21 protein-coding genes are annotated in these 22,010 nt (G+C 42.5%); 16 read left to right on the forward strand and 5 right to left on the reverse strand.

Annotated elements, in window-relative coordinates; translation table 11 throughout:
* Positions 1–198 (forward strand): transposase (locus F6K64_RS34170; protein ID WP_287265468.1); only part of this gene is annotated, 198 nt, incomplete at its 5' end.
* A gap of 148 nt (positions 199–346) precedes the next feature.
* On the opposite strand, the gene F6K64_RS34175 is transcribed toward F6K64_RS34170, so the two are convergent.
* On the reverse strand, positions 347–2,347 hold the full coding sequence (locus F6K64_RS34175; RefSeq protein WP_287250148.1) for a glycoside hydrolase family 10-like protein: 2,001 nt from the start codon (positions 2,345–2,347) through the stop codon (positions 347–349).
* Positions 2,348–2,674: 327 nt separating this feature from the next.
* The gene (locus F6K64_RS34180; RefSeq protein ID WP_044495767.1) at positions 2,675–3,160 is read right to left on the reverse strand and encodes a hypothetical protein; all 486 of its coding nucleotides are present in this window, start codon (positions 3,158–3,160) and stop codon (positions 2,675–2,677) included.
* A gap of 101 nt (positions 3,161–3,261) precedes the next feature.
* On the opposite strand from F6K64_RS34180, the gene hetZ reads away from it, so the two are divergent.
* The 7 genes from hetZ (at position 3,262) to F6K64_RS34210 (ending at position 11,175) form a co-directional block, all read left to right on the forward strand.
* Positions 3,262–4,425 (forward strand): heterocyst differentiation protein HetZ, encoded by a 1,164-nt coding sequence (hetZ, locus tag F6K64_RS34185; RefSeq protein ID WP_044495770.1) that lies wholly within the window; start codon positions 3,262–3,264, stop codon positions 4,423–4,425.
* The gene (locus F6K64_RS34190) at positions 4,418–5,521 is read left to right on the forward strand and encodes a hypothetical protein (RefSeq protein ID WP_008191411.1); all 1,104 of its coding nucleotides are present in this window, start codon (positions 4,418–4,420) and stop codon (positions 5,519–5,521) included. The genes hetZ and F6K64_RS34190 overlap by 8 nt, the downstream gene beginning before the upstream one ends.
* A gap of 203 nt (positions 5,522–5,724) precedes the next feature.
* On the forward strand, positions 5,725–5,970 hold the full coding sequence (locus F6K64_RS38605) for a pentapeptide repeat-containing protein (RefSeq protein ID WP_353815465.1): 246 nt from the start codon (positions 5,725–5,727) through the stop codon (positions 5,968–5,970).
* Positions 5,942–8,215: a transglutaminase TgpA family protein gene (locus F6K64_RS34195; protein ID WP_287267732.1), complete on the forward strand. Its 2,274-nt coding sequence runs from the start codon at positions 5,942–5,944 to the stop codon at positions 8,213–8,215. The genes F6K64_RS38605 and F6K64_RS34195 overlap by 29 nt, the downstream gene beginning before the upstream one ends.
* Before the next feature lie 118 nt (positions 8,216–8,333).
* Positions 8,334–9,221 carry an AEC family transporter gene (locus tag F6K64_RS34200; protein WP_287267733.1) on the forward strand — a complete coding sequence of 296 codons (888 nt, stop codon included), beginning with the start codon at positions 8,334–8,336 and terminating at the stop codon, positions 9,219–9,221.
* 182 nt (positions 9,222–9,403) lie between these two features.
* Entirely contained in the window at positions 9,404–9,631 is a 228-nt protein-coding gene (locus F6K64_RS34205) for a hypothetical protein (protein ID WP_287267734.1), read from the forward strand.
* A gap of 629 nt (positions 9,632–10,260) precedes the next feature.
* Positions 10,261–11,175, forward strand: a complete 915-nt coding sequence (locus tag F6K64_RS34210) for an MvdC/MvdD family ATP grasp protein (protein ID WP_008191421.1) — start codon at positions 10,261–10,263, stop codon at positions 11,173–11,175.
* Positions 11,176–11,254: 79 nt separating this feature from the next.
* On the opposite strand, the gene F6K64_RS34215 is transcribed toward F6K64_RS34210, so the two are convergent.
* Both F6K64_RS34215 and F6K64_RS34220 read right to left on the reverse strand, forming a co-directional pair.
* Complete coding sequence (locus tag F6K64_RS34215; RefSeq protein WP_131826842.1) at positions 11,255–11,695, reverse strand: surface-adhesin E family protein; 441 nt, start codon at positions 11,693–11,695, stop codon at positions 11,255–11,257.
* Between the two features lie 98 nt (positions 11,696–11,793).
* Positions 11,794–12,918, reverse strand: coding sequence for an SGNH/GDSL hydrolase family protein (locus F6K64_RS34220; RefSeq protein WP_044495733.1), 1,125 nt, complete (start codon positions 12,916–12,918; stop codon positions 11,794–11,796).
* A gap of 358 nt (positions 12,919–13,276) precedes the next feature.
* Between F6K64_RS34220 and F6K64_RS34225 the strand changes: the two genes are divergently transcribed.
* From F6K64_RS34225 to F6K64_RS34245, 5 genes are all read left to right on the forward strand, one after another.
* Positions 13,277–13,525: a hypothetical protein gene (locus F6K64_RS34225; RefSeq protein WP_008191425.1), complete on the forward strand. Its 249-nt coding sequence runs from the start codon at positions 13,277–13,279 to the stop codon at positions 13,523–13,525.
* Positions 13,522–15,588, forward strand: coding sequence for an AAA family ATPase (locus F6K64_RS34230; protein ID WP_287267736.1), 2,067 nt, complete (start codon positions 13,522–13,524; stop codon positions 15,586–15,588). Before F6K64_RS34225 ends, F6K64_RS34230 begins: the two co-directional genes overlap by 4 nt.
* Before the next feature lie 200 nt (positions 15,589–15,788).
* Entirely contained in the window at positions 15,789–16,415 is a 627-nt protein-coding gene (locus F6K64_RS34235; RefSeq protein ID WP_287267737.1) for a hypothetical protein, read from the forward strand.
* A 413-nt stretch (positions 16,416–16,828) separates the two neighbouring features.
* Entirely contained in the window at positions 16,829–18,229 is a 1,401-nt protein-coding gene (locus F6K64_RS34240; RefSeq protein ID WP_287267739.1) for a TldD/PmbA family protein, read from the forward strand.
* 29 nt (positions 18,230–18,258) lie between these two features.
* Positions 18,259–18,408, forward strand: a complete 150-nt coding sequence (locus F6K64_RS34245; RefSeq protein ID WP_287267741.1) for a hypothetical protein — start codon at positions 18,259–18,261, stop codon at positions 18,406–18,408.
* Positions 18,409–18,430: 22 nt separating this feature from the next.
* Here the strand turns inward: F6K64_RS34245 and F6K64_RS39250 are convergent, their stop codons facing one another.
* Positions 18,431–18,712 (reverse strand): ribbon-helix-helix domain-containing protein, encoded by a 282-nt coding sequence (locus tag F6K64_RS39250; RefSeq protein ID WP_502708097.1) that lies wholly within the window; start codon positions 18,710–18,712, stop codon positions 18,431–18,433.
* On the opposite strand from F6K64_RS39250, the gene F6K64_RS34250 reads away from it, so the two are divergent.
* The 3 genes from F6K64_RS34250 to F6K64_RS34260 all read left to right on the forward strand — a co-directional run bounded on the left by F6K64_RS34250 (position 18,639) and on the right by F6K64_RS34260 (position 21,730).
* Positions 18,639–19,859 (forward strand): RNA-guided endonuclease InsQ/TnpB family protein, encoded by a 1,221-nt coding sequence (locus tag F6K64_RS34250; protein WP_287267742.1) that lies wholly within the window; start codon positions 18,639–18,641, stop codon positions 19,857–19,859. The genes F6K64_RS39250 and F6K64_RS34250 overlap by 74 nt on opposite strands.
* Positions 19,860–19,882: 23 nt before the next feature.
* Complete coding sequence (locus F6K64_RS34255; RefSeq protein ID WP_287267744.1) at positions 19,883–20,662, forward strand: 16S rRNA (uracil(1498)-N(3))-methyltransferase; 780 nt, start codon at positions 19,883–19,885, stop codon at positions 20,660–20,662.
* Between the two features lie 633 nt (positions 20,663–21,295).
* Positions 21,296–21,730 carry a helix-turn-helix domain-containing protein gene (locus F6K64_RS34260; RefSeq protein ID WP_287267746.1) on the forward strand — a complete coding sequence of 145 codons (435 nt, stop codon included), beginning with the start codon at positions 21,296–21,298 and terminating at the stop codon, positions 21,728–21,730.
* The last annotated feature ends 280 nt before the right edge of the window (positions 21,731–22,010 follow it).

A 22,010-nucleotide genomic window follows, 5' to 3' on the forward strand; every position in this document is an offset into this window, starting at 1 on the left:
TATCTTCCCGAGTATAGTCCTGATTATAACTTAATTGAATTGGTTTGGCATTCAGCAAAAGAATATATTGCCAATCGAGTTTTCAAATCAATTGAAGAATTAGAATGTTTGTTAAATCATCTTTTAAATGAAGGAGGGTTAATTATAAAATGGGTACGAAAAATAAAAAACAAAGGCAATGCTGTTATCACAGTTTAAATGCGCAACAGCTTACAAGGCTTAAATATCCAACAACTGGACACCTTAATGACAACGGCATTAACAGCTAATTCTTTAGATGAGTTTAGCCAACATCTGCCTTAACCATTGAACCTACCCTAATAGGGATGCCAAGGGCGAACAACCTTTAACCCAACGATACCACAACTCCTAAACTTTCGTTCCCAATCCTATCCACTGCTGACAAGGCATAGATTCCCGACTCTAGCGCTATCTCTAGCGTGGCTGAATTCAGAATTTTGTACAACCTCCAAACCCCATCTTGTTGTCGATAAAGAGTCCAATAACAAATCTCTCCATCACAAACTTTCTGCCAACTTAGCTTACCATCTCTTGCTCTGACATTACCTGGTGTCTTAGGTGGCTCAGTCTTTAACCACTCCATAGTAGGAACAACAGCAGGTTCAGAATAAATAGAGCTTTTCAACTGATCAACCACCTCTAAACGATTTTCTGTGAATACTTTCATGCTATAGAAAATATTCCCTAGGGAGAGTTGAGACACTAGATCGCGGCTAATTTCAACTTGTTCTTCATACTCAGAAATCGGCCACTCTTGTCCATCTAACTTACTGAGTCTATTCCCAGAATAAATGTGTCGATTTTTAGGATTATTTTCTGTCCACCATTGCAGTAAAACCGGATAACTTTGGGCAGGAGGCTCAATGCGCCAGTAAAGTTGAGGAGCAATATAATCGACCCAGCCTTCTTCTAACCATTTTTTCGGGTCAGCATAGATAGCTTCATATTGATCTAATCCCTTAATTTGAGGAGGTTGTCCAGGACGATAAATTCCAAAGGGACTAATCCCAAATTTAACTTTTGGCTTAGTAGCTTTAATGCCAGTGTAGAGACGCTCAACCATCTTATTCACATTGTCCCTGCGCCAATCCCCCAAACTCAGTTCACCCCCAGCTTCCTGATCAGCTTCATAGGTTTTTTGATCAGGAAAATCTTGATCTTTGATAGGATAAGGATAGAAATAGTCATCCAGATGAATCCCATCGACATCATAACGACCCACTACATCCAGAATCACGTTATAAGTCCAGTCCTGAACTGTTTTTACTCCTGGATCCATCCACAATTGTTTACCGTGTTGATACACATAGTTTGAATGGGTAACGCTGATGTGAGGCTTGACTTTTGCGGAAACTTGTGATCCTGTTGCAGCGCGGAACGGGTTAAACCAGGCGTGTAGTTCAATATTGCGTTTGTGACATTCTGCGATCGCAAACTCCAGCGGGTCGTAAAACGGTTCTGGTGCTTGCCCTTGGGTACCTGTTAGCCATTCACTCCAAGGTTCTAATTCTGAGGCATATAACGCATCTCCCGTCGGTCGTACCTGGAAAAACATAGCATTGAGGTTAAGTTCCTCAATCCGGTCAATAATCTCGATCAGTTCCTCTTGCTGTTTTTCTACAGCTAGACCCTTTTCAGAGGGCCAGTCAATGTTCCAGACACTGGCAACCCAAACTCCCCGAAACTCTCGCTGATGGCTAACCTCCCTAGTGGTTTGGAAAGCAACCGTGTATTTTGAGTTTAGGTCTGGCACCTGACCCAAATACGCCAAAGCTTGATAGATAAACCCTGCCACATCAGCACGAGTTGCCACTTGAGTGGGTCGCAGTCGCTTGGGATTGGGATAATTGACAATTATGTTAGCATCCGTAGCGGTGGCTATCCTGTCTCGGGCATAACCAGGAATTTTATCCACATCTTGATAGAGTTGGGGTAGCTCTATCTGTACATCCGATATCTCACTCAAGGGAAGGTTCAAGCCAGCTGCGATCGCTACCAAGGCTTCCACTCGAACCAGATTAGTGTCTGGGCGGAAGCGATTACCAGGATAACCCGACATAAAGCCAGTTTCGTAAGCATATTGAATCGCCTCCAAAGCCCAGTGTTTCTGTGATACATCAATAAACTTCGGAGCAGATCGTTGTTTTTCGGGTTGGGAAAAAGCGTTTTTTAATATGGCAGCAAACTGAGATCGATTCATGGGTAGATTAGGTCGGAATCTGCCATCAGGGAAACCGCTAATCATTCCCTGATTGGCTAAACCTTCAATAAATGGCTTTGCCCAGTGATTTTCCGTATCAGGGAAGCCAGTAAAAGAAGCTACCATAGTTTTATTGCTAGGCATATTGGGGGCTTAACCGCAATTTTAGCCGCACTATTATAGCAAGTGGCAAATTAATACCAAGTTGCGTTTACAGATAGTAAATTCACCGATGGGGAGATGGCCAGAGGTCGTGATGGCACGAAAGAACTATATTGATGCATGATCATGCATCAAAAGTGCCTAGATGAGACCGGATCAGTAATGAAGTGATCAGGGGTGATGGTAATAATGCGTGATTCAATAGTCTTCCGTGTCTTATCCCCTCATCCAGTCATCCCCTCATCCAGTCATCCCCTCATCCAGTCATCCCCTGCTTTGGTGAAGCCATACTTAAGCAATGTCAGGAGGTTGATTGTTAGAATCTGACTTGGGTGCTGACCGGATTTGCTGTAGTTGAGCTTGTATTAAATTTCGTAGGTCCTCTCGAGAGACCTCTGAACCAACCGCTAAATTACCAGGTGTATCAAAGAAAACAGTACTAGTGACGGTGTCGATTGCCAACATCTGAAACAAAATGTGAGTGACTGGCACCCCGCACGCCATAAGTTGAGGATCCCAATCAGAATGAAAATTGGCAGCATCTTGAACAGTCGGAAAAGCATAAATAACATTTTTCTCCAGGTCAGGGTTAGCACGATTACTCAGTGTAGTCAACACCCAACCTTGGTCAAGATTTTGGAGAATGTAATATTCCAGATGGTTTAGTTGTTCCGCCAGAAGTTTGAGTACTGGAGCGATCGCTTCAATCGATTGAGGCGTCGTTCCATCTTGTGGGGCATTATCAATCAAATTGTTAATTTGTTCGTCTAATTCCATAGGAGCTATAGGGTGAGGAATTTGGCTGCACATAGTCTAAACCTAAATCAAATTTGTCGAGAGTACGTGTATGTTAGGGTCGTTATTGAATGAAAATCATGATGAGGGAAGTCTGCCTGGGCGTGGAAGGACTATTTGAACTGCTGTATAACGAACTCCGGCAGTCCACTCGTGCTTCTAAGCAAAACTGCCAGGACGTAGCAAGACGTATCGCTGATGAAGTTAATCGTATTTGCAATGAAAGTAATCGGATTCAAAACTCTGGGGATGTGGACAGCTGGGCTCAAAACCTCGCTAACCATCGTCTCAAGCAAGTTTGTCATTACTACAAACTGGGGTCGCTCCAAGGAAGGGTAGAACTACAGAGTACTCTTAGTGCGATTATCTACCGCTACATTACACCCCATCAAACGCCGACCAGTTACCAGGCGCGGCTGAATATGATTGAAGATTTCTTACAGGGATTCTATGCCGAAGCCTTAAATGCCTTTCGGCGGGAAACCTCCCTGGAGGAAACCTATCGTCCCCGCAGTCTCCTGGAACTATCAGAATATATGGCGTTTACAGAGCGCTATGGTAAACGACGTATTCCTTTACCCGGTCGCCGTTCCCAACAGTTGGTCATTCTACGTGCTCAAACCTTTTCCCAACAGCAACCTCCAGAAACCTCTGTGGATATGGATACAGCAGCGGAAGGAGCAGCACAGGAGTCAGATGCGACTTGGAATGATGCGGCGATCCAGCAGGTGCGGGAAGCAATGGTGTTATCAGACTCTGAACCCCTAGACTCCAGCCTGCGGGAAACTGTAATCAAAGAATTATTTGCCTATCTCGAAGAACGCCAGCAACATGATTGTGCAAATTACTTTACTCTGCGGCTGAAAGACCTGCCAACCAGGGAAATTGAGGAGATTTTAGGCATCAATCCCAGACAGCGGGACTATTTACAACAACGGTTTAAGTATCATCTGATTCGGTTTGCTCTGTCTCACCGCTGGGAATTGGTACATCAGTGGCTGGGAGCAGATTTGGATCGAAATCTGGGGCTAACACCAAAAGAATGGCAACGATTTCAACAAAAACTGAGCTCCCAACAGTCAGAATTACTTAAACTCAAACAACAAGGTTACTCCAATGAAGAAATTTCTAAGACCTTGGGTTGTACACTAAACCAGGCACAGAAGCGATGGTTTAAGTTGCTCGAAATTGCCTGGGATATTCGTAATAGTTCAGTATCCGGATCCGGTAGATCTAAAGATGAATAGTGACATAGATAACAATATGGACGCTTTCTATAGCCGCTTAATGGCTTGGCTAAAAGAGTCCCGTCCCGCTGCTTCAATACCATCAAACGGTCAAGTAAACGATACTGTACCTCTGGGTGAGACAACAGCAGCGGATTTTGACTTTGATGTATATCCCCTGGATTTATCAGAATCACTGGACTTGGAAAACTTGAACATTGTCCCTAATCACAATGGCGAAGCGGTTTTAGACCGCATGTGGGTGGATTCACTAGAATCGATCACCCATGATGACCTTACACTAGGCGGTGAAATCCGCCGCTACAACTTGGGAGAGATGTCAACCGTGCAAAATCGTTTCCAGACGCTATTGAAGCGCAAACTACAAGCTCAAATTGAACTTAACCCACCTCTGTTTCCTTGGGAGACAGAAATGTCAGACTATGAAACTGATATTGTTGACGCAATAGCAGAGTCTTGGGTTTCCGGAGTTAGGTTTTGGATGCCACAGTTGTCTAACTTGGCTTTACCAACTGCCATACCAGAAAACGTTTTATCTCAATTGCTAGAAGCCTGCTCTGAGGCAGTGTCTTCCCAGTATCAGCTAGGGGCTAAACTGGTTAGGGCAGTTCAAAAGCTGTTTCCTGACGAATTCTATGCCCTTAACTCCTGGAGTGGCACCATCTTGATGGGAAGTGCCCGTTCTACAGAACAACTACTGCCATCCCTACCTTACGAAGAAGCTAACAATGACCAAAAGATGGTCTTAGCTCTGTTAGCAGCTAAGGAAATTCTTACCACCCTGACCATTCCAGTTTCACCAAATCAAACTCCTGTGGAGCGCCAGTGGGAGACTAGTGCTGGTTTAGTGACTCTGCGAGCCGAATATCATCAAGAAGATGGTGTGTCTCAGCTACGGGTCAGCACTCGTTTGCCTAGAGGTGGTAGCTTAACTCTAGGTACACCTCAAGCCTCCGCAAAAGCAGAACGTACCTATCCAGGTTACCTGAGTGTAGAATCCTATGATTTACAACCGAATCAGATTTGTTCTATCGAGATTCGCTTCCATCATGGAGAACAGAAACCTTTGACCTTTGCAATCTGCCCGACAAATTAGTCAGAATACTTGCCGGTTAACAGGTGAATAGGTTAATAGGTTGCAGGTTAACAGGTTGCAGGTTGCAGCTTAACAGGTTAACAGGTTGCAGGTGAATAGGTGAATAGGTGAATAGGTGAATAGGTTGCAGGTGAATAGGTGAACAGGTTGCAGGTGAATAGGTGAACAGGTTGCAGGTGAATAGGTGAACAGGTTGCAGGTGAATAGGTGAACAGGTTGCAGGTTATAACCTTCAACATTCCAACCTTCAACATTCCAACCTTCAACATTCCAACCTTCAACATTCCAACCTTCAACATTCCAACCTTCAACATTCCAACAACATTCCAACCTTTAACATTCCAACCTTTAACATTCCAACCTTTAACATTCCAACCTTTAACATTCCAAGCTTGACATATAACCTATCACGCATCTACCATGGTGAGTCAGTTTTGGCAGCGTCTTGAGGCGAAGCCATTGCCTCCTACAGAGGAGTCGATTTCGTTAAGGGTGTTGGTACAGGCACTGGTAGTAGTAGGAATTGTGGCTGTTGATGTCGCCGCATCTACCTTCTGGAGTCTTTGGGCAGTACCCTTAAGTATTGTGGGAGCAACCTGGAGTTGGTATCGTCGTCGCCAACGTAACATTGCTCTGAAATTCTTGCTGGCATTGGGGATGTTGCTGGCATTGGGAGCCTTTTTGGGCAATGTATTCAGTCAGCTCAATGATACCCGCTTAGCTCTAGCTCAGTTGTTAGTTCAGCTGCAAATTCTCCATAGCTTTGACTTGCCGCGCCGCAAGGATTTGGGCTATTCGATGGTAATTGGGCTAATCCTGTTGGGGGTCGCTGGTACTGTGAGTCAGACTCTGGCGTTTGCCCCTCTGTTGTTAGTATTTTTAGCGATCGCATTACCGGTTCTTGTCCTGGATTACCAGTCACGCTTGGGTATATCTACGGAAAAAAAAGGTAAAAAAGGTAAAAAATTATATTGGTTTAATCCACACTCCTCACCCATACCCCTAAAGCGTCTCATTTTATTCATCGGGGTAATTATGGCGCTAGGGTTAACGATTTTTGCTCTGATGCCTCGTTTCCCTGGTTATCAAATCCAGATGTATCCCGTCAGTGCTCCTGGGGAAATGGCAAACCGGAGATTTGATTCACAAAATAGGTTAATTGTTAACCCTGGCTATGTAAGTGAAGGGAAACAGCAAGGGGAAAATGGTAGTGGTGACTCTCAAAACGCTACGGGTTCTGGTGAGTTGGATGAGACATTTTACTATGGCTTTAATAGCAAGATTAACCAGAATCTGCGGGGAGAACTCAAACCTAAGGTAGTGATGCGGGTGCGTTCTCAAGCACCGGGATTTTGGCGAGTGCTAGCGTTTGACCACTACACGGGTCAGGGTTGGGAAATTTCTCGGGATAATCAAGTTCAGAAAATAACTCGACCAAGCTGGTCCTATCGCTTCCAACTCTTACCTGCCTTGATCACAGGTCAAACCAAAAAGGTAATTCAAACCTATACAGCTGTATCAGAATTGCCGAATCTGATTCCCGCTTTGGCCTATCCTAACGAATTGTTCTTTCCGTCGCGGGAAATAGGTATTGGAGCAGAAGGCAGTTTGCGATCGCCTTTAGGTTTAGTAGAAGGACTGACCTATACCGTAATATCAGAAGTTCCATTTCGCGATCGCACTAAGTTGCAGCAAGCTGGGGATAACTACCCCAAGTCGATTCAAAACTACTATTTGGATATTCCTGCTCAAATTGCTGTGAGGGTCAGGCAACGTACTGAAGAACTCCTAGCCACTTCAGAAAAACCTCTTACTTCTTCCTATGAAAAAGCCTTGTATCTAGCCCAGGCGGTTAAGCAGCGTTATCGCCTCCCCCAAGACCCCTCACAATTCCCTTTTTTAGAAGAAAATCAAGATTTGGTGGAAGCCTTTCTCTTCAAGTATCAAGGTGGTTATCCCGACCACTTTTCCACCACCCTCACGATTATGCTCCGTTCCATAGGCATCCCAGCCCGATTAGTGGCTGGATTTGGCACTGGCGAATTTAACCCCTTTACCGGGTTTTACATCGTCCGCAATACTGATGCCTATGCCATGACTGAGGTTTATTTCCCTCAATACGGTTGGTTTGCCTTTGACCCCATCCCAGGTCATGAATTGCTGCCCCCCTCCGTCGAGCAATATCAAACCTTTAGTGTCTTGCGGCAGTTTTGGCAGTGGGTAGCAGGTTGGCTCCCCTCACCAATCACTGGTTTACTGAGCAACCTATGGCATTTCACCATTGGTACCATTATCCGAATATTTGTTGGATTGTGGAAGATGGTATCTAGTGGTTGGTTAGGTATGTTGAGCGGCTTGATATTAGCGATCGCATTTGGTTTTCTGAGCTGGCTAGGTTGGCATCAGTGGAAAAACTGGCGCTATCGTTTCTGGTTGGCAACATTGCCACCAATGGAACAGATTTACCAGCAAATGATCAAGATTTTAGCAACCAAAGGGTATGTCAAACATCCGACTCAAACTCCCCTAGAGTACGCTAGCTGTATAAGTCAAGACCAGCCTCAAGCATCCGCTGAGGTCATTGAGCAGATTTCCCATGCTTATATCCGTTGGCGTTATGGAGGTCACAGACCTAATATTAAACAACTGCGGCGGCGACTGAAGCAGTTTAGCAAAAATAGGTTTAAGGTTTAAGGTTTAAGGTTGAATGTTGAATGTTAAAGGTTGCTTGAAGGTCAACAGTCAACGGTCAACACTAAACGGTTAATAAAAAGACTTTTGCTTTAATGGGGTTCATCTCAGTATTTATCTAATGACTGTTATTCTACCTGCTGTCGTTTCGGTCGGTTTAATTATCCTGATTGGATTTATTGCTGGTCGCACGTTATCTCTGGACAAGCAAACTCTTTCTCAGCTATCTCTTTATATTCTGGTACCAGCGTTGATAGCAGACAGCTTGTATCGGACAACACTGTCTACCGAAAGCACCACTGGTTTAGTTGCTGGCTTGATCATTACCGCTGTGTTGCTTTACCTACTGAGTTGGGGGTTAGGCAAACTGTTGAAATTACCAGCAGTTGTCCAAAAAAGCTTTATGGTTGCTGCTATTTTTCCCAATGCTGGAAACTTGGGGCTTCCTCTCAATTCCTTTGCCTTTGGTACACCGGGTTTAGAACGCGCTATAGTTTACATGATCACAGCTGCCTTGTTGATGTTTGCTATTTGTCCCGCTTTACTTAAAGGGGGTAGTATTAGTTCTGGAGTGCGCTTAACCCTAAAACTACCGCTACTCTGGGCAATGCTGGCAGGATTAACCTGGCGTTTATTGCGCTTAAAACTGCCTTTAGGGCTAGATAAGGGTATTCACCAGTTGGGTATGGCAGCAATCCCTATCGATTTAATTGTGTTGGGGATACAATTGTCCCGCACCCGTTTGGTAATAGGACGGTATGAGGTGCTTGCGACTAGCTTGCGTTTGTTGGTAGCTCCCCTAATTGCCCATACCGTTGGTCAAGCATTGGGACTGGAGGGATTAAATTTACAGGTGTTGGTGTTACAAAGTGCCATGCCTGTAGCAATTAGTACGGTAGTCTTGGTCACTGAGTTTGGGGGAGATGCTCCGGTAGTAGCACGGACAGTGGTTTTGTCTACCTTAGTGAGTTTCCTTTCTCTTCCCCTAGTTTTGTGGGCCACTACTTAGTTAGTATTTATCCATGAATAAGAGCTAAAGTAGAGAATTAACGGATATAGAATTGTAAAAGATTTAACAGGATCAGTAATTATCTGGATTACGAAAGCCAGGTTATTTTGTCATGGTTACATACAGAGATTATTTCTCTGACCATCTTTTTGAACTAGCGCTTTCAGCAATTCAAAGCAGTCATGAATACTCAACTTGCCAGTCCACCTGCTCAACACGACAGTTTAAATGTCCCTACTCGCCAAAGCTCATGTAAAGAAGGAGGTATTGTTACGGATGGAATTGGAGAAGATGGCGTTGCTGATTATGCGTATGGTTTTGCCCCCCTAGCCCCCCAATTCTGGGGGGAACAAAACTATCAAAGTCCCCCAGAATTGGGGGATTTAGGGGGCTTCAATCAAACCAAATGATCGCGCATTCATTCCTTAATTCAGCAACGCCGAGAAGATGGCAATATTACCACCTTCGCGATCGAGGAAGAAGGGGGTGCAAGCACAAAGCGCCTTGTCATAAGAAGGGGGAGACCTGCTTGAAGCCTTGAGTAACAACCTAACTGCTATCGAACACAAACAACATCTCTCAGGTATTGACCTTAAACCATTACCAGTGAAAAGAATCTCAAGATTGGCACACTTGCCAATTTTTTAGTAATTATAAAGATTAGGGCATATAGCAATCCTATAGGATTGCTATAGTGAGAAATGTCGCCCTCAAGGGGTAAGCCATCTAGTGACAATTCCCTGGACCGATTAGCAGCGTTTTTCAGCATTTAGGCAATTTGTCAACAGAGTGCACTATATTTTCGGAGTAATATCAGGATGTATTTAACTATAAAATTTAGCTGTGATCAGGGAAATATAACTTATAGTATACCAAAATTAATTTGGCTTAGAGTGTGTTTTAAAATACCAATTTATTACCAAACAAAGTATGATATTGACTTGATTAGCCACACTATTATCTAGTAAACCGAAACAAAAAAAGAACTTGGGTAATCAGCAGAACAGTATAAATACTAGTTCGTTTTGTTTGGCAATAGATGAATATTTTAATTTTGGGCAACCCTGAAGATACTCACGCTGCGCATATCAACTATGCTCTGACTAAGGCTGGAGGCAAGACAAACTATCTCGATACCTCTCTGTTTCCTACTAAATTACGCCTATCTTGGCAGCCACACACTAACGATGGAATTCTCACCCTATCCGATGGCTATCAATTACGTCTGAGAGATATTCGTAGCATCTTTTGGCGTAATTTTTCTGGAGTTCAAATTCCCCCAATCAAAAATCCATTACAGCATAGAGTTGCTTTTAATGATGCTATGAGTACCCTAAGAACGTTGATGCAAGGAACCTCAATTCACTGGGTTAACTCATGGCAAGCTTATGAATTTCATAAGGAAAAACCTCTACAATTGAGCAAAGCTCAACAAATGGGTGTAACGATTCCCCATACTCTAATTAGTAATGATCCAGACGCTATCATTAAGTTTACGAAGTCTTATGAGCAAGTAATTTTTAAGCCAGTCTATGGTGATGCTCATGTCCAGTTTTTAACAGAACAACATCTACAACCTGAACGACTAAACTTAGCCCTGCGGCTTTCTCCTGTTACTATACAGGAGTATATCCCTGGCACCAATATTCGCACCTATGTAATTGGGGACTCGATGTACTCGGCAGAAATTCGCTCCAAGTCTCTTGACTTTCGAGAAGATATCGATGCTCAATTGATTCCGGTCAGGCTGCCAAAGACCGTGCAACAGCAGTGTAAAGCTATCACTAGAGCGTTTTGGCTCCAGTGGACGGCGATTGACTGGCGTTTAAAGCCAAATGGTGAATACGTGTTTCTTGAAGCTAACCCCAGTCCGATGTTTTTACACTTTGAGCAACAAACTGGTTTCCCTATCACCCAAGAATTAGTTAATCTTCTGATCAGTGATATCAATTGAGTCCTGAGTCGGAAAGTGCAGAGTTCCGACTCCACAGTTAACTGTCAACAATTAACAATCAACAATTAACAGTTAACAGTCAACGGTTAACAACATTAGTCTTAGACTTACAAGCTAAGGTGTGAAAACCATTCATGACATGAACCGTTGGAGTATCGGGTGTGGGTATTGTGTACCAATCATTCTCCGATTCTTCCCGGCTGATTATACTACCCTGGGAATCGTATTGTTCAAAACGCGATGTACGTATGGAACGCTCAGGGCAATTAACTTGAACCGTGATAATGGCAGAATACACTCCTGGTTCGAGAGGATTACCAAATACTATCCTACTATCAAAGGAGTGGATGGGATTGCCCATTTCATCAGTGGTGGTGACCAAAGAATCGACATCAAAGTAGTGGATATTGCCTGTCTGAGCATTTGACATGACTCTGACCCAACGCCTTGGTTTTGTCTGAGCTATAGCAGTCTGAGATAGACAAGCGATCGCAGATAAGATTAACAGAAATTTACCCATAGAATTTACCAATAGTAGTATCAATTTATTTAGTATCAATTTAGTATCAACGGTGACAGCTCGGAAAGCTGCCACTGTGTTACACTTAATAGTAAAATCTAGCAGGATTTATTCAACTGTTTCCGAAGCAACCAGGCAAGCCCTATCACTCCTAAGGAAGCAGAAGACACTGGTTCTGGTACAGACTTAGATTCAGGCTTGTCTTGGGACTTAAGTGCTGCTAAGGTGGATTCCGCTAGGATCTGATGGCCAGCTGTCGTTGGGTGGAAGCTATCCCAGAATAAAAACTCGTCTGGATTAGCACAGGCAATCAACGTTGCTTGATCTAAGCACGTTTCCGTCACATTCGTGAAACCAAAGTCTCCAGGATTGGTCACAACCTGATTAAATAGGTCATATTCATCAAAGAATATCAGGTTAATGTCAGGTAATGATTGGCTCAAAACCTTAAGGGTGGAGTCCAACACAGAGTTATGCTGCTCGATCAAATCCGTGAGGCGAGTCGATAATGCACTACCTAGCCTCAGTGATTGAGGTATCTTTCCCAAATCCGGTAAGTTAAGCACTAGGAAATTGCGAGCACCAAAGTTATACAGGGAGTTCAGTGCTGTCTGTATATTCCCGACGACCTCAGTAGGATTAGGAGGTTCCACACTCTGGTAATCATTAGCACCTGACCACAGAATATAGAGGGCGTTGGGGTCAGCCATCTGATCAGATACGATTAGGTCATTGGTAAACCCTGGGACTTGGGTGAGTAATCCCGGTACAACCTCCCCGAACTGACCAATCCCAGCCAATCCGGTTCCAGCACCACCAAAAGCAAAGTTTACGCTTTGAGTAGTCGTCGCACCATTGAAGAAAAAACTCACCCGAGGGCCATCGGGAGTGATAGTGATTGGAGACAGTATCGGGGAATCCGGTAACAGCAACGACAAATCAGTAGATCGCTTCAGGTCTATGTCCAGAGCATCTGCTAGATAATCTACCCAGATCGGACCATTGCTAGAACGTCCCTGAAAGTAGGGTGGACTCTGGGGGATGATGGGAAGAGTGGGATTTAGCTGATTGCTTGCCTTACTGATATTGAACAAATTGCCAGTATCCGATAGGCTATCACCAAACACATAAAGATTAGTGAAATCTAAATCATATGCCCTAGCTTCAGAGGGCAACATTAAAGATAATAGAGAAAATCCGAAAGCCGTAATTGCGTTTTTCATTTTTGATTGTCTGTGATTGTGGGCAGGTTTCAATCGAAAACTAAAAACCTACAGAGATAGAGTACTGCTTTGGGTGACTCTCTTTATTAAGAGCTGGCAAAATTTTTGGGTTATAGTATAAATAAACAATAAAGTCTTACAATAAATTTAGTCAGGCTGGATATGGTATCATGTCCGGGAACATCGATAGTGTAAAGCGTGGGTAATTGATAATTGGTAATCGGGAATTGGTAAGTGTGATTACTACCAAGCTATTCCCTATTTACCCTTACCGATTACTAAAATAAACAACAAATAACACTACCGAAACAACCGGACACGATCTGACAGGTTAGTCGCTTTTTAAAAAAATACGGTTATGACATTTAGATACTCTACCAGTGGTGCTACATCAGTCATTTCCAGAAGAGTAGCTGAAAAATCTTCTACTTATTCTCCTAGCAAGAATGAACTCCATGATGTCCAGGAGCCGATTATCACTGCTCCCCTAGAAGTGCGCCGAATTATAGAGCGAGTCTTGCAGGCAGAAAAGGATAAACTCTATATGAAAACTCCCCGTAATATTAATGATGATATCCTGAGAATTGTCAAGGAAGAAGTTCAATGAAGCTGCTATCTATTCAGCTATTTAATTTTCGTCAGTTTTATGGTAAGACTCCCGTGATTGTGTTAGCCAGTGGCGAGCGAAACACTACGATTATTCATGGGAATAATGGTGCAGGTAAGACTACCATCCTGAATGCTTTTTCGTGGGTACTCTATGAAAAGTTTAGTGCTGCTTTTGCTTCAGAAGACCAACTGCTGAATAAGCGAGCTCTTGCTGAAGCTCAGTTCAATAAACCAGTAGACTGTTGGGTAGAAGTGGCATTTGAACATAATAATAAACGCTACCAAGTCAAACGTCTATGTCGTACTTACAAAACTGAGTTAGGAGTCGATCAAGGTAACACAGAATTGTATCTCCAAATCGCTGGAGATGATGGACGCTGGTTATTACCTCAACAACTACCCGAGGATATCATTGGTCAAATTTTACCAGCTAGTTTGCACCAATACTTCTTTTTTGATGGGGAACGAATTGAGCAACTGGTACGCTCCGATAAAAAGTCAGAAGTTGCGGAAGCAACCAAGACCTTGCTAGGGGTAGAAGTTTTAAATCGCTCCATTAAACATTTAAGGGAAGCGAAAAAAACCTTAGACTATGAATTGTCTTTAATTGGCGACTCTGAAACTAAGCAATTGCTTAAACAACAGCGAAAATCGGAAAAGAAGAGCCAGAGTCTAATCAAGCGTCAAAGGGAAATCAAGCAGGAGTTAGAGGAGCAAGATGAGCTAAAGAAGATAATTGGTCAACGGTTATTAGAACTCGGTGGCGCTCAGGAGTTACAACAACTGCGGGATGAACTAGAAGCTAGAGAAAAGTTAATTAGAGAACAGCTAAAACAAAGCCAAAATATCTTGAAACGAGCTATATCAACTCGTGGCTATACGGTGCTGCTCTCAGAGGTAAGCTCAACTTTTAAAGAGATTGTCAAAGACTTAATAACGGAAAGAGGGGAATTACCTGTTGGGATTAAGCGGCAATTTGTTGGGGATTTACTTAAACACAAGCGCTGTATCTGTGGTGTAGAATTAACTGAGGGAACTCATGCTCATCAGCAAGTAGCAGCCTGGATGGATAAAGCCGGAATGGCTGAAGTGGAAGAAACGGCAATTCGTATGGGTTCCCAGGTTGATGAAATTAACCAACAGGTGCCAGAATTTTGGCAGGATGTTGACCAACAACAAGATACTATTGCTCAGGGAAGAACTGAGCTTTCTAGAATTGAGACCCAACTAGATGATATCAAGAAAAAGTTACGTAACTTTCCCGATGAGGATATCAGTCATCTCCAACAACAATTGGATGAGATAGATACTAGGATTCGGGAGCTAACCCTAGAGCAAGGAGGTAATCAACAACAAATTGAACAGTTGGATACAGACATTGACTTAAAGGATAAGCAGATTGCTAAGCACAAAATGAATGAAAGTAAGCAGGCGTTGATACAGCGACGGATTGCTGCTGCTCAAGATTCTATTGAACGGTTAATTGAAGTTAGGGAACGTTTAGAAACTCAGTTTCGGACTTCTTTGGAGAAGCGGGTCCAGGAGATATTTATCTCAATTTCCTTTACACCTTACATTCCTAAGTTGAGTGATAAGTATGAGTTAACCTTAGTAGAAAGTACTCTTGGGGAAGAAAACCTAGTTGCTGCGTCTACGGGAGAGAATCAGATTCTAAGTTTATCCTTTATCGGCGGAATTATTGACCGAGTTAGGGATTGGAGTCAAGAGCATTCTCTGATGGGACCCGATAGTAGTACTTTTCCTATTGTAATGGATTCTCCCTTTGGAAGCTTGGATGAAATCTATCGTCGGCGAATTGCTAATATCTTACCTAGACTGGCGAATCAATTAGTAGTTTTAGTGACTCAGACTCAGTGGCGAGGAGAAGTGGCTGATGAGATACTTCCTTTTCTTGGTAAAGAGTATGTGTTGACTTACAATTCTCCTAAGTCTGATTGTGAAGAAGATGTTATTGAGCTAGCTGGAAATCGTTATGATTTGGTAAGGCGTAGTCCAAATCAGTTTGAATATACTGAGATTGTTGAGGTAGATTATGAGTAACTATTCAGCTTATGCTTAGATGGGCAAATTACCATAGTTTCAATACTCTCAATCTCGAATGATTAAATTCTCCTGTTCCAGATTTATTTTAAGCTGTTCGCGTAGGATGAGCTTTTAGCTCACGGCTGACAGCTGACCACTGAATTCTTATGATAGTACCTCAAAGGATTGATAACAGCTACATATAGCTAGCTAAAGCCATGTCTTACAGTGAATTTACTCTAGATACACTCAAACATCAATTTAACCTATCGATTCAAGAACGAGTTAACTTATTTGAATCAGTTGAACCAGTTACTCCTAGTCCTTTATTGAAAGAGATTTTAGAAGAAAACCTACCTCTAGGATTGGAAATCGATACGGAAAAAGCGCGCTCTGAATTGATTGTTGCTCCTATTTTAGTGGAAATTCGCAAGCAATTTAACCGTCAAATCAGCCTTTTCTCTGGGACAGAGTTTACTATTGATAAAAGTAAAGGGCTAAACGGTAGGTGTGATTTTCTCATTAGTCATTCTCCTGAACAGTTGGAGGTTACTGCTCCTATTGCTATTCTAGTTGAAGCCAAAAACGATAACCTTAAATCCGCTATCCCTCAGTGTATTGCTGAAATGGTTGCTGCTCAACTTTTTAATGATCACAAAAATAATCCTATTCCGTTTATCTATGGTGGAGTCACAACTGGCAGCCTCTGGAAATTTCTAAAATTAGTAAAAAATTCGGTTTATATTGAATCAGAAGAACACTTTATTGGTAATTTAGAGGCTCTGCTCGGTATTATGTCACATATTATTAATAGCACTCGCCCTCAATCTCTTGCTGAAACCTAGTAATAATTTTGGGATAGTGGCCAGAAAAGTCGGTAAGTATAATAGAGACTACATCAAGGGTTAAGCAATAATATTATTGTTATTGTTTTAATTTTTATTATTGTTATGATTATCGATATATATAAAATATATAATAACGTCGATAATTCTGTATAAGAAGGTTAATTGTTACCAGTAGTCAATCTTATTGAAGTGACTAGGATTGAGGCTTACCTTAGTGCTTATGTTGAATAATATAAGGGGTAAATTGTGCTATAATATTGTAATTTTTAACATCATCTCACGTAAAACAAAGAACATAAGCTGTTCGCGTAGCGTGTGTGTAGCACATAAGCTGACGGCTGAATGCTTACAATAGCACTAGATACCCTACTCATTGCACAATAGAATAGTTATTTGCTCTTTCCTCTACTATGCCCATTCTCTTAACCGATACCAAAAACTTACTCTCTGAGATAATTGCTCAATATGGCTCCCGTGTGGATTACTTAGCCATTCGCTTAGAAGAAGCCGAAGGAACTAACATTTTATTACGGGGTGACAAGATAGAAACCCTTAGTGAAGGTCTTTCTATCGGTGGACAAGTAAGAGCATGTTATAATGGAGGATGGGGTTTTTCTAGTTTTAACCAGCTTAGCGCTATTAAAGAACGAGTCGAAGATGCGATCGCAGCAGCTAGGATTGTCGGTAATCAAGAAACCACCCTTGCTCCCATTAAACCAATACAGGATGTTTGTCAGTTACCCCTGACTGGTACAGACCCGAGGCAAATTCCCTTGGCTCAGAAGAAAGCATTATGCGATCGCTACAATCAAATTCTCAGAAGTTATGACAATAGCATTGCTACTACTTCTGTCCGGTATGGGGATGTTAACCAGCGCATCATCATTGCTACTTCCGAAGGTACCTTGATAGAGCAGTCTTGGGCAGATCTGGAAATGCGTTTTGCTGCTACTGCTCGTAATGGTGATACTGTCCATACTGGTAGAGAAACCATTGGCTCTCGCCAAGGCTATGACGACCTAACCAATCTTGATCAACAAGTCCATGGAGCAGCTCAACGCGCTGTAGATGCTCTATCGTTACCACCAGTTACAGGTGGTAATTATACAGTAGTTATCGACCCCATCCTGACTGGTTTGTTTGTCCACGAAGCCTTTGGACACCTATCTGAAGCCGACATGGCTTATGAAAATCCTGACTTACTAGAAGTGATGAGTATAGGGCGTCGTTTTGGCCCAAAAGAATTACAAATCTTTGATGGAGCTGCTCCCCAAGGACACCGGGGTAGCTATTTCTACGATGATGAAGGCACTCCAGCCACTACCACTCAGTTGATTAAAGATGGTGTATTAGTTGGACGTCTTCACTCCCGTGAAACCGCTGGTAAGTTAGGGGAAACCCCTACTGGTAATGCTCGTTGTCTCAATTACCACTATCCGCCGATTGTTCGGATGACTAATACTTGGATAGGACCCGGAGCTACTCCAGTAGCAGAGTTATTCGATGATATTACAGTAGGAGTCTATGCTCGAAATTGGCTAGGAGGTATGACTAATGGTGAAATGTTTACCTTTAGCGCTGGAGAAGCTTGGATGATTCGCAATGGTAAAATTGCTGAACCTGTGCGAGATGTCACCCTTTCTGGTAATGTGTTCAAGACCTTAGCTGATATTGAAGCTATTGGTGATGATTTCTATTGGGATGAATCCGGTGGCTGTGGTAAAGGTGGACAAAGTGGCTTAGCTGTAGGTTGTGCAGGACCAAGTTTAAGGATTCGGAATGTGGTAGTTGGTGGAGAAGCTGACAGTTAAAGGTTGTCTGTCAGAATTGAGAATTGAGAATGCGCGAATGCGCGAATATCGAAGCCTGTTCTCTGTCATTGTTATTTGATCCGAATTTCCCTAAAACTGTGGCAAAAGCAATGAGCTTTAGGGCGGCAGCCCCGCGCTGTACCCGTGCTTGGTCAGCGTCGGGAAGGATAGCCCGGTGACGTAGTAAAAAGGAGTCACCAACTAGGACTCTTTGGGGACAGGGAAACGAGCTATTAAACTCCTCAGTAATTCAGAACAGGTCATTCCCCTGCGTTCAGCTTCTTGTTTCAGCTGTTTTTTCTCGAAATTAGTCAGTCGAATCATCAGTGTTTTATCTTTCATTATGCATTGACACATGTAATTACATATCTTACTATAAGAATAGGTCGAAAAACAGGAGGCAGCAATAATGAGATCAGCATACCAGTACCGACTGCGACTAACTAAGTCACAGACTGCCAAAATAGAAAAGTGGTTAGACATGCTGCGCTATCAATATAACTATCTATTGGCAGACAGGTTTAACTGGTATGAACAGAATCGTTGCTCCATAAATTCCTGTCCTCTTGTTTGTCATTTACCAAGCCTAAGGAACAATCCCGACTATTTTTCTCAAAAGAGGACTCTACCTCAATTAAAGAAAGATAGACCTTGGTATGGAGAAATTCATGCTCATGTCTTACAAGACTGTGTTAAAAGAGTAGACCTGGCTATAGCGAGATTCTTAAAGGGTGACAGCAACGGAAAAAAGAGCGGAAGACCAAGGTTTAAAGGAAAGAACAGATATCGCTCCTTTACTTTTCCGTCTCTCTCCAAGAATCCTATCAATGGCAGTATTCTGACTCTTCCAAAATTTGGGCAAGTCAAGATGATCTACCACAGATCTATTCCTGAAGGATTCAAAGTCAAGACAGCTACTATAACCCGAAAGGCTGATGGCTATTATGTTACGCTGTCAATTCAAGATGATACCGTTCCGGATGTTATTCCGATAGATAATGTTGCTAATCCCGTTGGTATAGATATGGGTCTTAAGTCTTTCTTGGTAAAATCTGATGGTTCCGAGGTGCTCATTCCTCAGTACTACCGAAAGGCTCAGAAGAGACTAAAGAAAATCCAAAAAGCTGTCAGCAGGTCTAAAAAAGGTAGCAACAACCGAAAAAAGGCTGTAACAAAACTTGGAAAAGCCCATAAGAAGGTTGCTGATACCAGAAAAGATTTCCATTTCAAGACCGCGAAAGAGTTGCTAGATAGTCATGATCTAGTGGCTCACGAAAAACTTAATATTAAAGGTCTGGCTAAAACCAAAATGGCAAAGTCAGTCCTTGATGCTGGTTGGGGTCAATTTTTGTCTATCTTGTCAGTCAAAGCCTTAAATGCTGGACTAATCACGAAAGCAGTAAATCCCCGCAACACTAGCCAAAACTGCTCTAACTGTGGAAAGAAAGTTCCCAAAAAAATAAAAGACCGCATTCATTCTTGTCCTCACTGTGGTTATGTGGCGGATCGGGATGTAAATGCGGCAATCAATATATTAAATTTGGCGGTAGGGCATTCCGTCAGTAATAAAGCTTACCGAGTAACCGAAGCAGTGGCTGGTGTTGGTAAGAAGCCTGCGTTGTCCCGTTAGGGCAACGTCGGGAGTATGTCACTATGCAACGGTTGGTGATATCACCTACACAGTGTCAAGACCAAGGGATTGTTTTAACTGATGCCCAACAGCATTATCTAATTAGAGTGTTGCGGTTGAAAAAAGGCGATCGCTTTATTGCTATGGATGGAGAGGGTGGCTGGTACGTTAGCGAGCTAGAAGGTGATTTGACTCAAGCTAAAATTGTCGCATCTGAGCACATTCAAACTGAATTGCCTAAACAGGTAACCTTGATGGCTGCGATGCCTAAAGGGAGTGGGTTTGAGCAAATTTGTCTGATGGCAACGGAATTGGGAGTTACTCGGATTGTGCCGTTGAAAAGCGATCGCACTTTACTCAATCCTAGCCCTCAAAAGCTCCAGAGGTGGCGACGGATTACCCAAGAAGCAGCAGAGCAATCAGAACGGGAAGTTGTGCCTAAAATTCTTGAACCTGTCGAGTTTTCCGATAGTCTTCAATTGCCGGAAACCCGAGAAGCCTATCGCTATATTTGTGTAGCTCGGGGAAAGGCTCCCCATCTACTCAATTGCTTATTAGATTTACGATTAGGATTCGATACTGGCCAAACAGACCCTGCTCAACATCCTGGCATTGTCATTGCTACGGGACCTGAGGGTGGTTGGACAACTCAAGAGCTAGAACAAGCTACTGCTGCTGGATTTATCGCTGTTTCTCTAGGAAGTCGCATTCTTCGAGCTATCACTGCTCCTATTGTTAGCTTGTCTATAGTAGCAGCAGTGTCGGAGTCATCAGTTAAGACAAAAGGTGATAATTTTGCTTGAGCAATTAATAACATCCATCGGCAACTGAGCCAATAAACTTGATTTATCCTACTCAAATCAGACTAGTGCTCAATAATGACAATCCGGTTAACTATAGCGCTATCTTAAAAGCAAGATTAAATCCAATTACTTTATATATCCCTTAAGCCCTGAATAAGGTTCGCGCTATACTAAATTAGATTTACTATAGCGCTATAAATAAATCTAATCTGCTCGTCCTATATAATCCTTAAATCCTCTAAAAGGGTAGCGCTAATTAAATTTCCCAGATCCCCAAATCCTCTAAAACTATAACGCTATATTAAACTGGTTTAAATAAAAATAGCGCTAGATAATTTGTGATCTTCATAACTATAGCGCTATTTTAAAAATAAGGATTAAATCAAATTACTTTATATGCCCCGTAAACCCTTGATTAAAATAGCGCTATAGTAAAATTGCCATGAATCCCACAATTAAAATAGCGCTATAGTATAACCTTCAACCCTAATCATCCCATATAGTACTTACCACACCTAAAATAGTAGCGCTATTTTAATTCCCGGCATCACTTTGTAAAAATTTGTAAATATTTCCCACAACCAGAAATAATGTGTTAAACTAAGTATAGCGCTAATTAAAGGAGCAAAAAAAATGACAGTGGTCGGAACTACCCAAGCAGCTTTTCTTCTAGGGATTTGTGTCCAACGAGTCCGTCAACTTCTGAAAAATGGCAGAATTAAGGGCGCTCAAAAAGTCGGCAGATTTTGGCAAATTCCCTTATTTAATGGCTTGCCCAAGGTCAGTCCCGGTCGCCGTGGACCAAAGGGAACCTGGAGAAGAGGTTTCCAAAAGGTGGCCACTTACGTTCATGTCAACCAGAACGTCATTAGGCAAAATAAAAAGAACAACACCTACGAGCCTGTCCTAACCGTCAAACAAGGTAATCGCAACACCTACGGTCATTATGTGGAAATCAAAGGACCGTCTCGGTTGGTTTATCAGCCCAATTGTCCCAAGGATTGTGGAGCTACAGTGTGGCTGGAAGTTGATCCTTCTGTGGAAATTTTGACTAAACTTTTTGCCTAGTGGGACTTTACTATTTTTGGGTCTGTTTAGGGGAACTAGCGGTGAATCGTTCTCCCAATCTGGGGTGAGCGCTCATGTGAGTGTAAGATTTTGTCAAACTTTATTGGCGCTGATTGCTTTTAAGACCTTCAAAATTTCTGCCTTCTGCCTTAAAAAGATAAGCAAAGTACTTCACCCAATTAAAAACTGCTATACTATTTATTTATCTAAGTAAACCTGCGGCATGCATGTAGGATAGAGTTTCATCAGCAATCTTTATTTATATAAAAATTTATTTGGG

It is taken from the genome of Moorena sp. SIO3A2, from assembly GCF_010672265.1.
Taxonomy (GTDB): domain Bacteria; phylum Cyanobacteriota; class Cyanobacteriia; order Cyanobacteriales; family Coleofasciculaceae; genus Moorena; species Moorena producens.

What these genes read in the sequence shown, in the direction of transcription:
- F6K64_RS34215 (WP_131826842.1), bottom strand. Translation starts at nt 11,695, where the DNA reads ATGGGTAAATTTCTGTTAATCTTATCTGCGATCGCTTGTCTATCTCAG.
- F6K64_RS34255 (WP_287267744.1), top strand. Translation starts at nt 19,883, where the DNA reads ATGCAACGGTTGGTGATATCACCTACACAGTGTCAAGACCAAGGGATT.
- hetZ (WP_044495770.1), top strand. Translation starts at nt 3,262, where the DNA reads ATGAGGGAAGTCTGCCTGGGCGTGGAAGGACTATTTGAACTGCTGTAT.
- F6K64_RS34220 (WP_044495733.1), bottom strand. Translation starts at nt 12,918, where the DNA reads ATGAAAAACGCAATTACGGCTTTCGGATTTTCTCTATTATCTTTAATG.
- F6K64_RS34240 (WP_287267739.1), top strand. Translation starts at nt 16,829, where the DNA reads ATGCCCATTCTCTTAACCGATACCAAAAACTTACTCTCTGAGATAATT.
- F6K64_RS34230 (WP_287267736.1), top strand. Translation starts at nt 13,522, where the DNA reads ATGAAGCTGCTATCTATTCAGCTATTTAATTTTCGTCAGTTTTATGGT.
- F6K64_RS34190 (WP_008191411.1), top strand. Translation starts at nt 4,418, where the DNA reads ATGAATAGTGACATAGATAACAATATGGACGCTTTCTATAGCCGCTTA.
- F6K64_RS34235 (WP_287267737.1), top strand. Translation starts at nt 15,789, where the DNA reads ATGTCTTACAGTGAATTTACTCTAGATACACTCAAACATCAATTTAAC.
- F6K64_RS39250 (WP_502708097.1), bottom strand. Translation starts at nt 18,712, where the DNA reads ATGTCTAACCACTTTTCTATTTTGGCAGTCTGTGACTTAGTTAGTCGC.
- F6K64_RS34210 (WP_008191421.1), top strand. Translation starts at nt 10,261, where the DNA reads ATGAATATTTTAATTTTGGGCAACCCTGAAGATACTCACGCTGCGCAT.
- F6K64_RS34195 (WP_287267732.1), top strand. Translation starts at nt 5,942, where the DNA reads ATGGTGAGTCAGTTTTGGCAGCGTCTTGAGGCGAAGCCATTGCCTCCT.
- F6K64_RS34260 (WP_287267746.1), top strand. Translation starts at nt 21,296, where the DNA reads ATGACAGTGGTCGGAACTACCCAAGCAGCTTTTCTTCTAGGGATTTGT.
- F6K64_RS34175 (WP_287250148.1), bottom strand. Translation starts at nt 2,347, where the DNA reads ATGGTAGCTTCTTTTACTGGCTTCCCTGATACGGAAAATCACTGGGCA.
- F6K64_RS34225 (WP_008191425.1), top strand. Translation starts at nt 13,277, where the DNA reads ATGACATTTAGATACTCTACCAGTGGTGCTACATCAGTCATTTCCAGA.
- F6K64_RS34205 (WP_287267734.1), top strand. Translation starts at nt 9,404, where the DNA reads ATGAATACTCAACTTGCCAGTCCACCTGCTCAACACGACAGTTTAAAT.
- F6K64_RS34200 (WP_287267733.1), top strand. Translation starts at nt 8,334, where the DNA reads ATGACTGTTATTCTACCTGCTGTCGTTTCGGTCGGTTTAATTATCCTG.
- F6K64_RS34245 (WP_287267741.1), top strand. Translation starts at nt 18,259, where the DNA reads ATGCGCGAATGCGCGAATATCGAAGCCTGTTCTCTGTCATTGTTATTT.
- F6K64_RS34180 (WP_044495767.1), bottom strand. Translation starts at nt 3,160, where the DNA reads ATGGAATTAGACGAACAAATTAACAATTTGATTGATAATGCCCCACAA.
- F6K64_RS34250 (WP_287267742.1), top strand. Translation starts at nt 18,639, where the DNA reads ATGAGATCAGCATACCAGTACCGACTGCGACTAACTAAGTCACAGACT.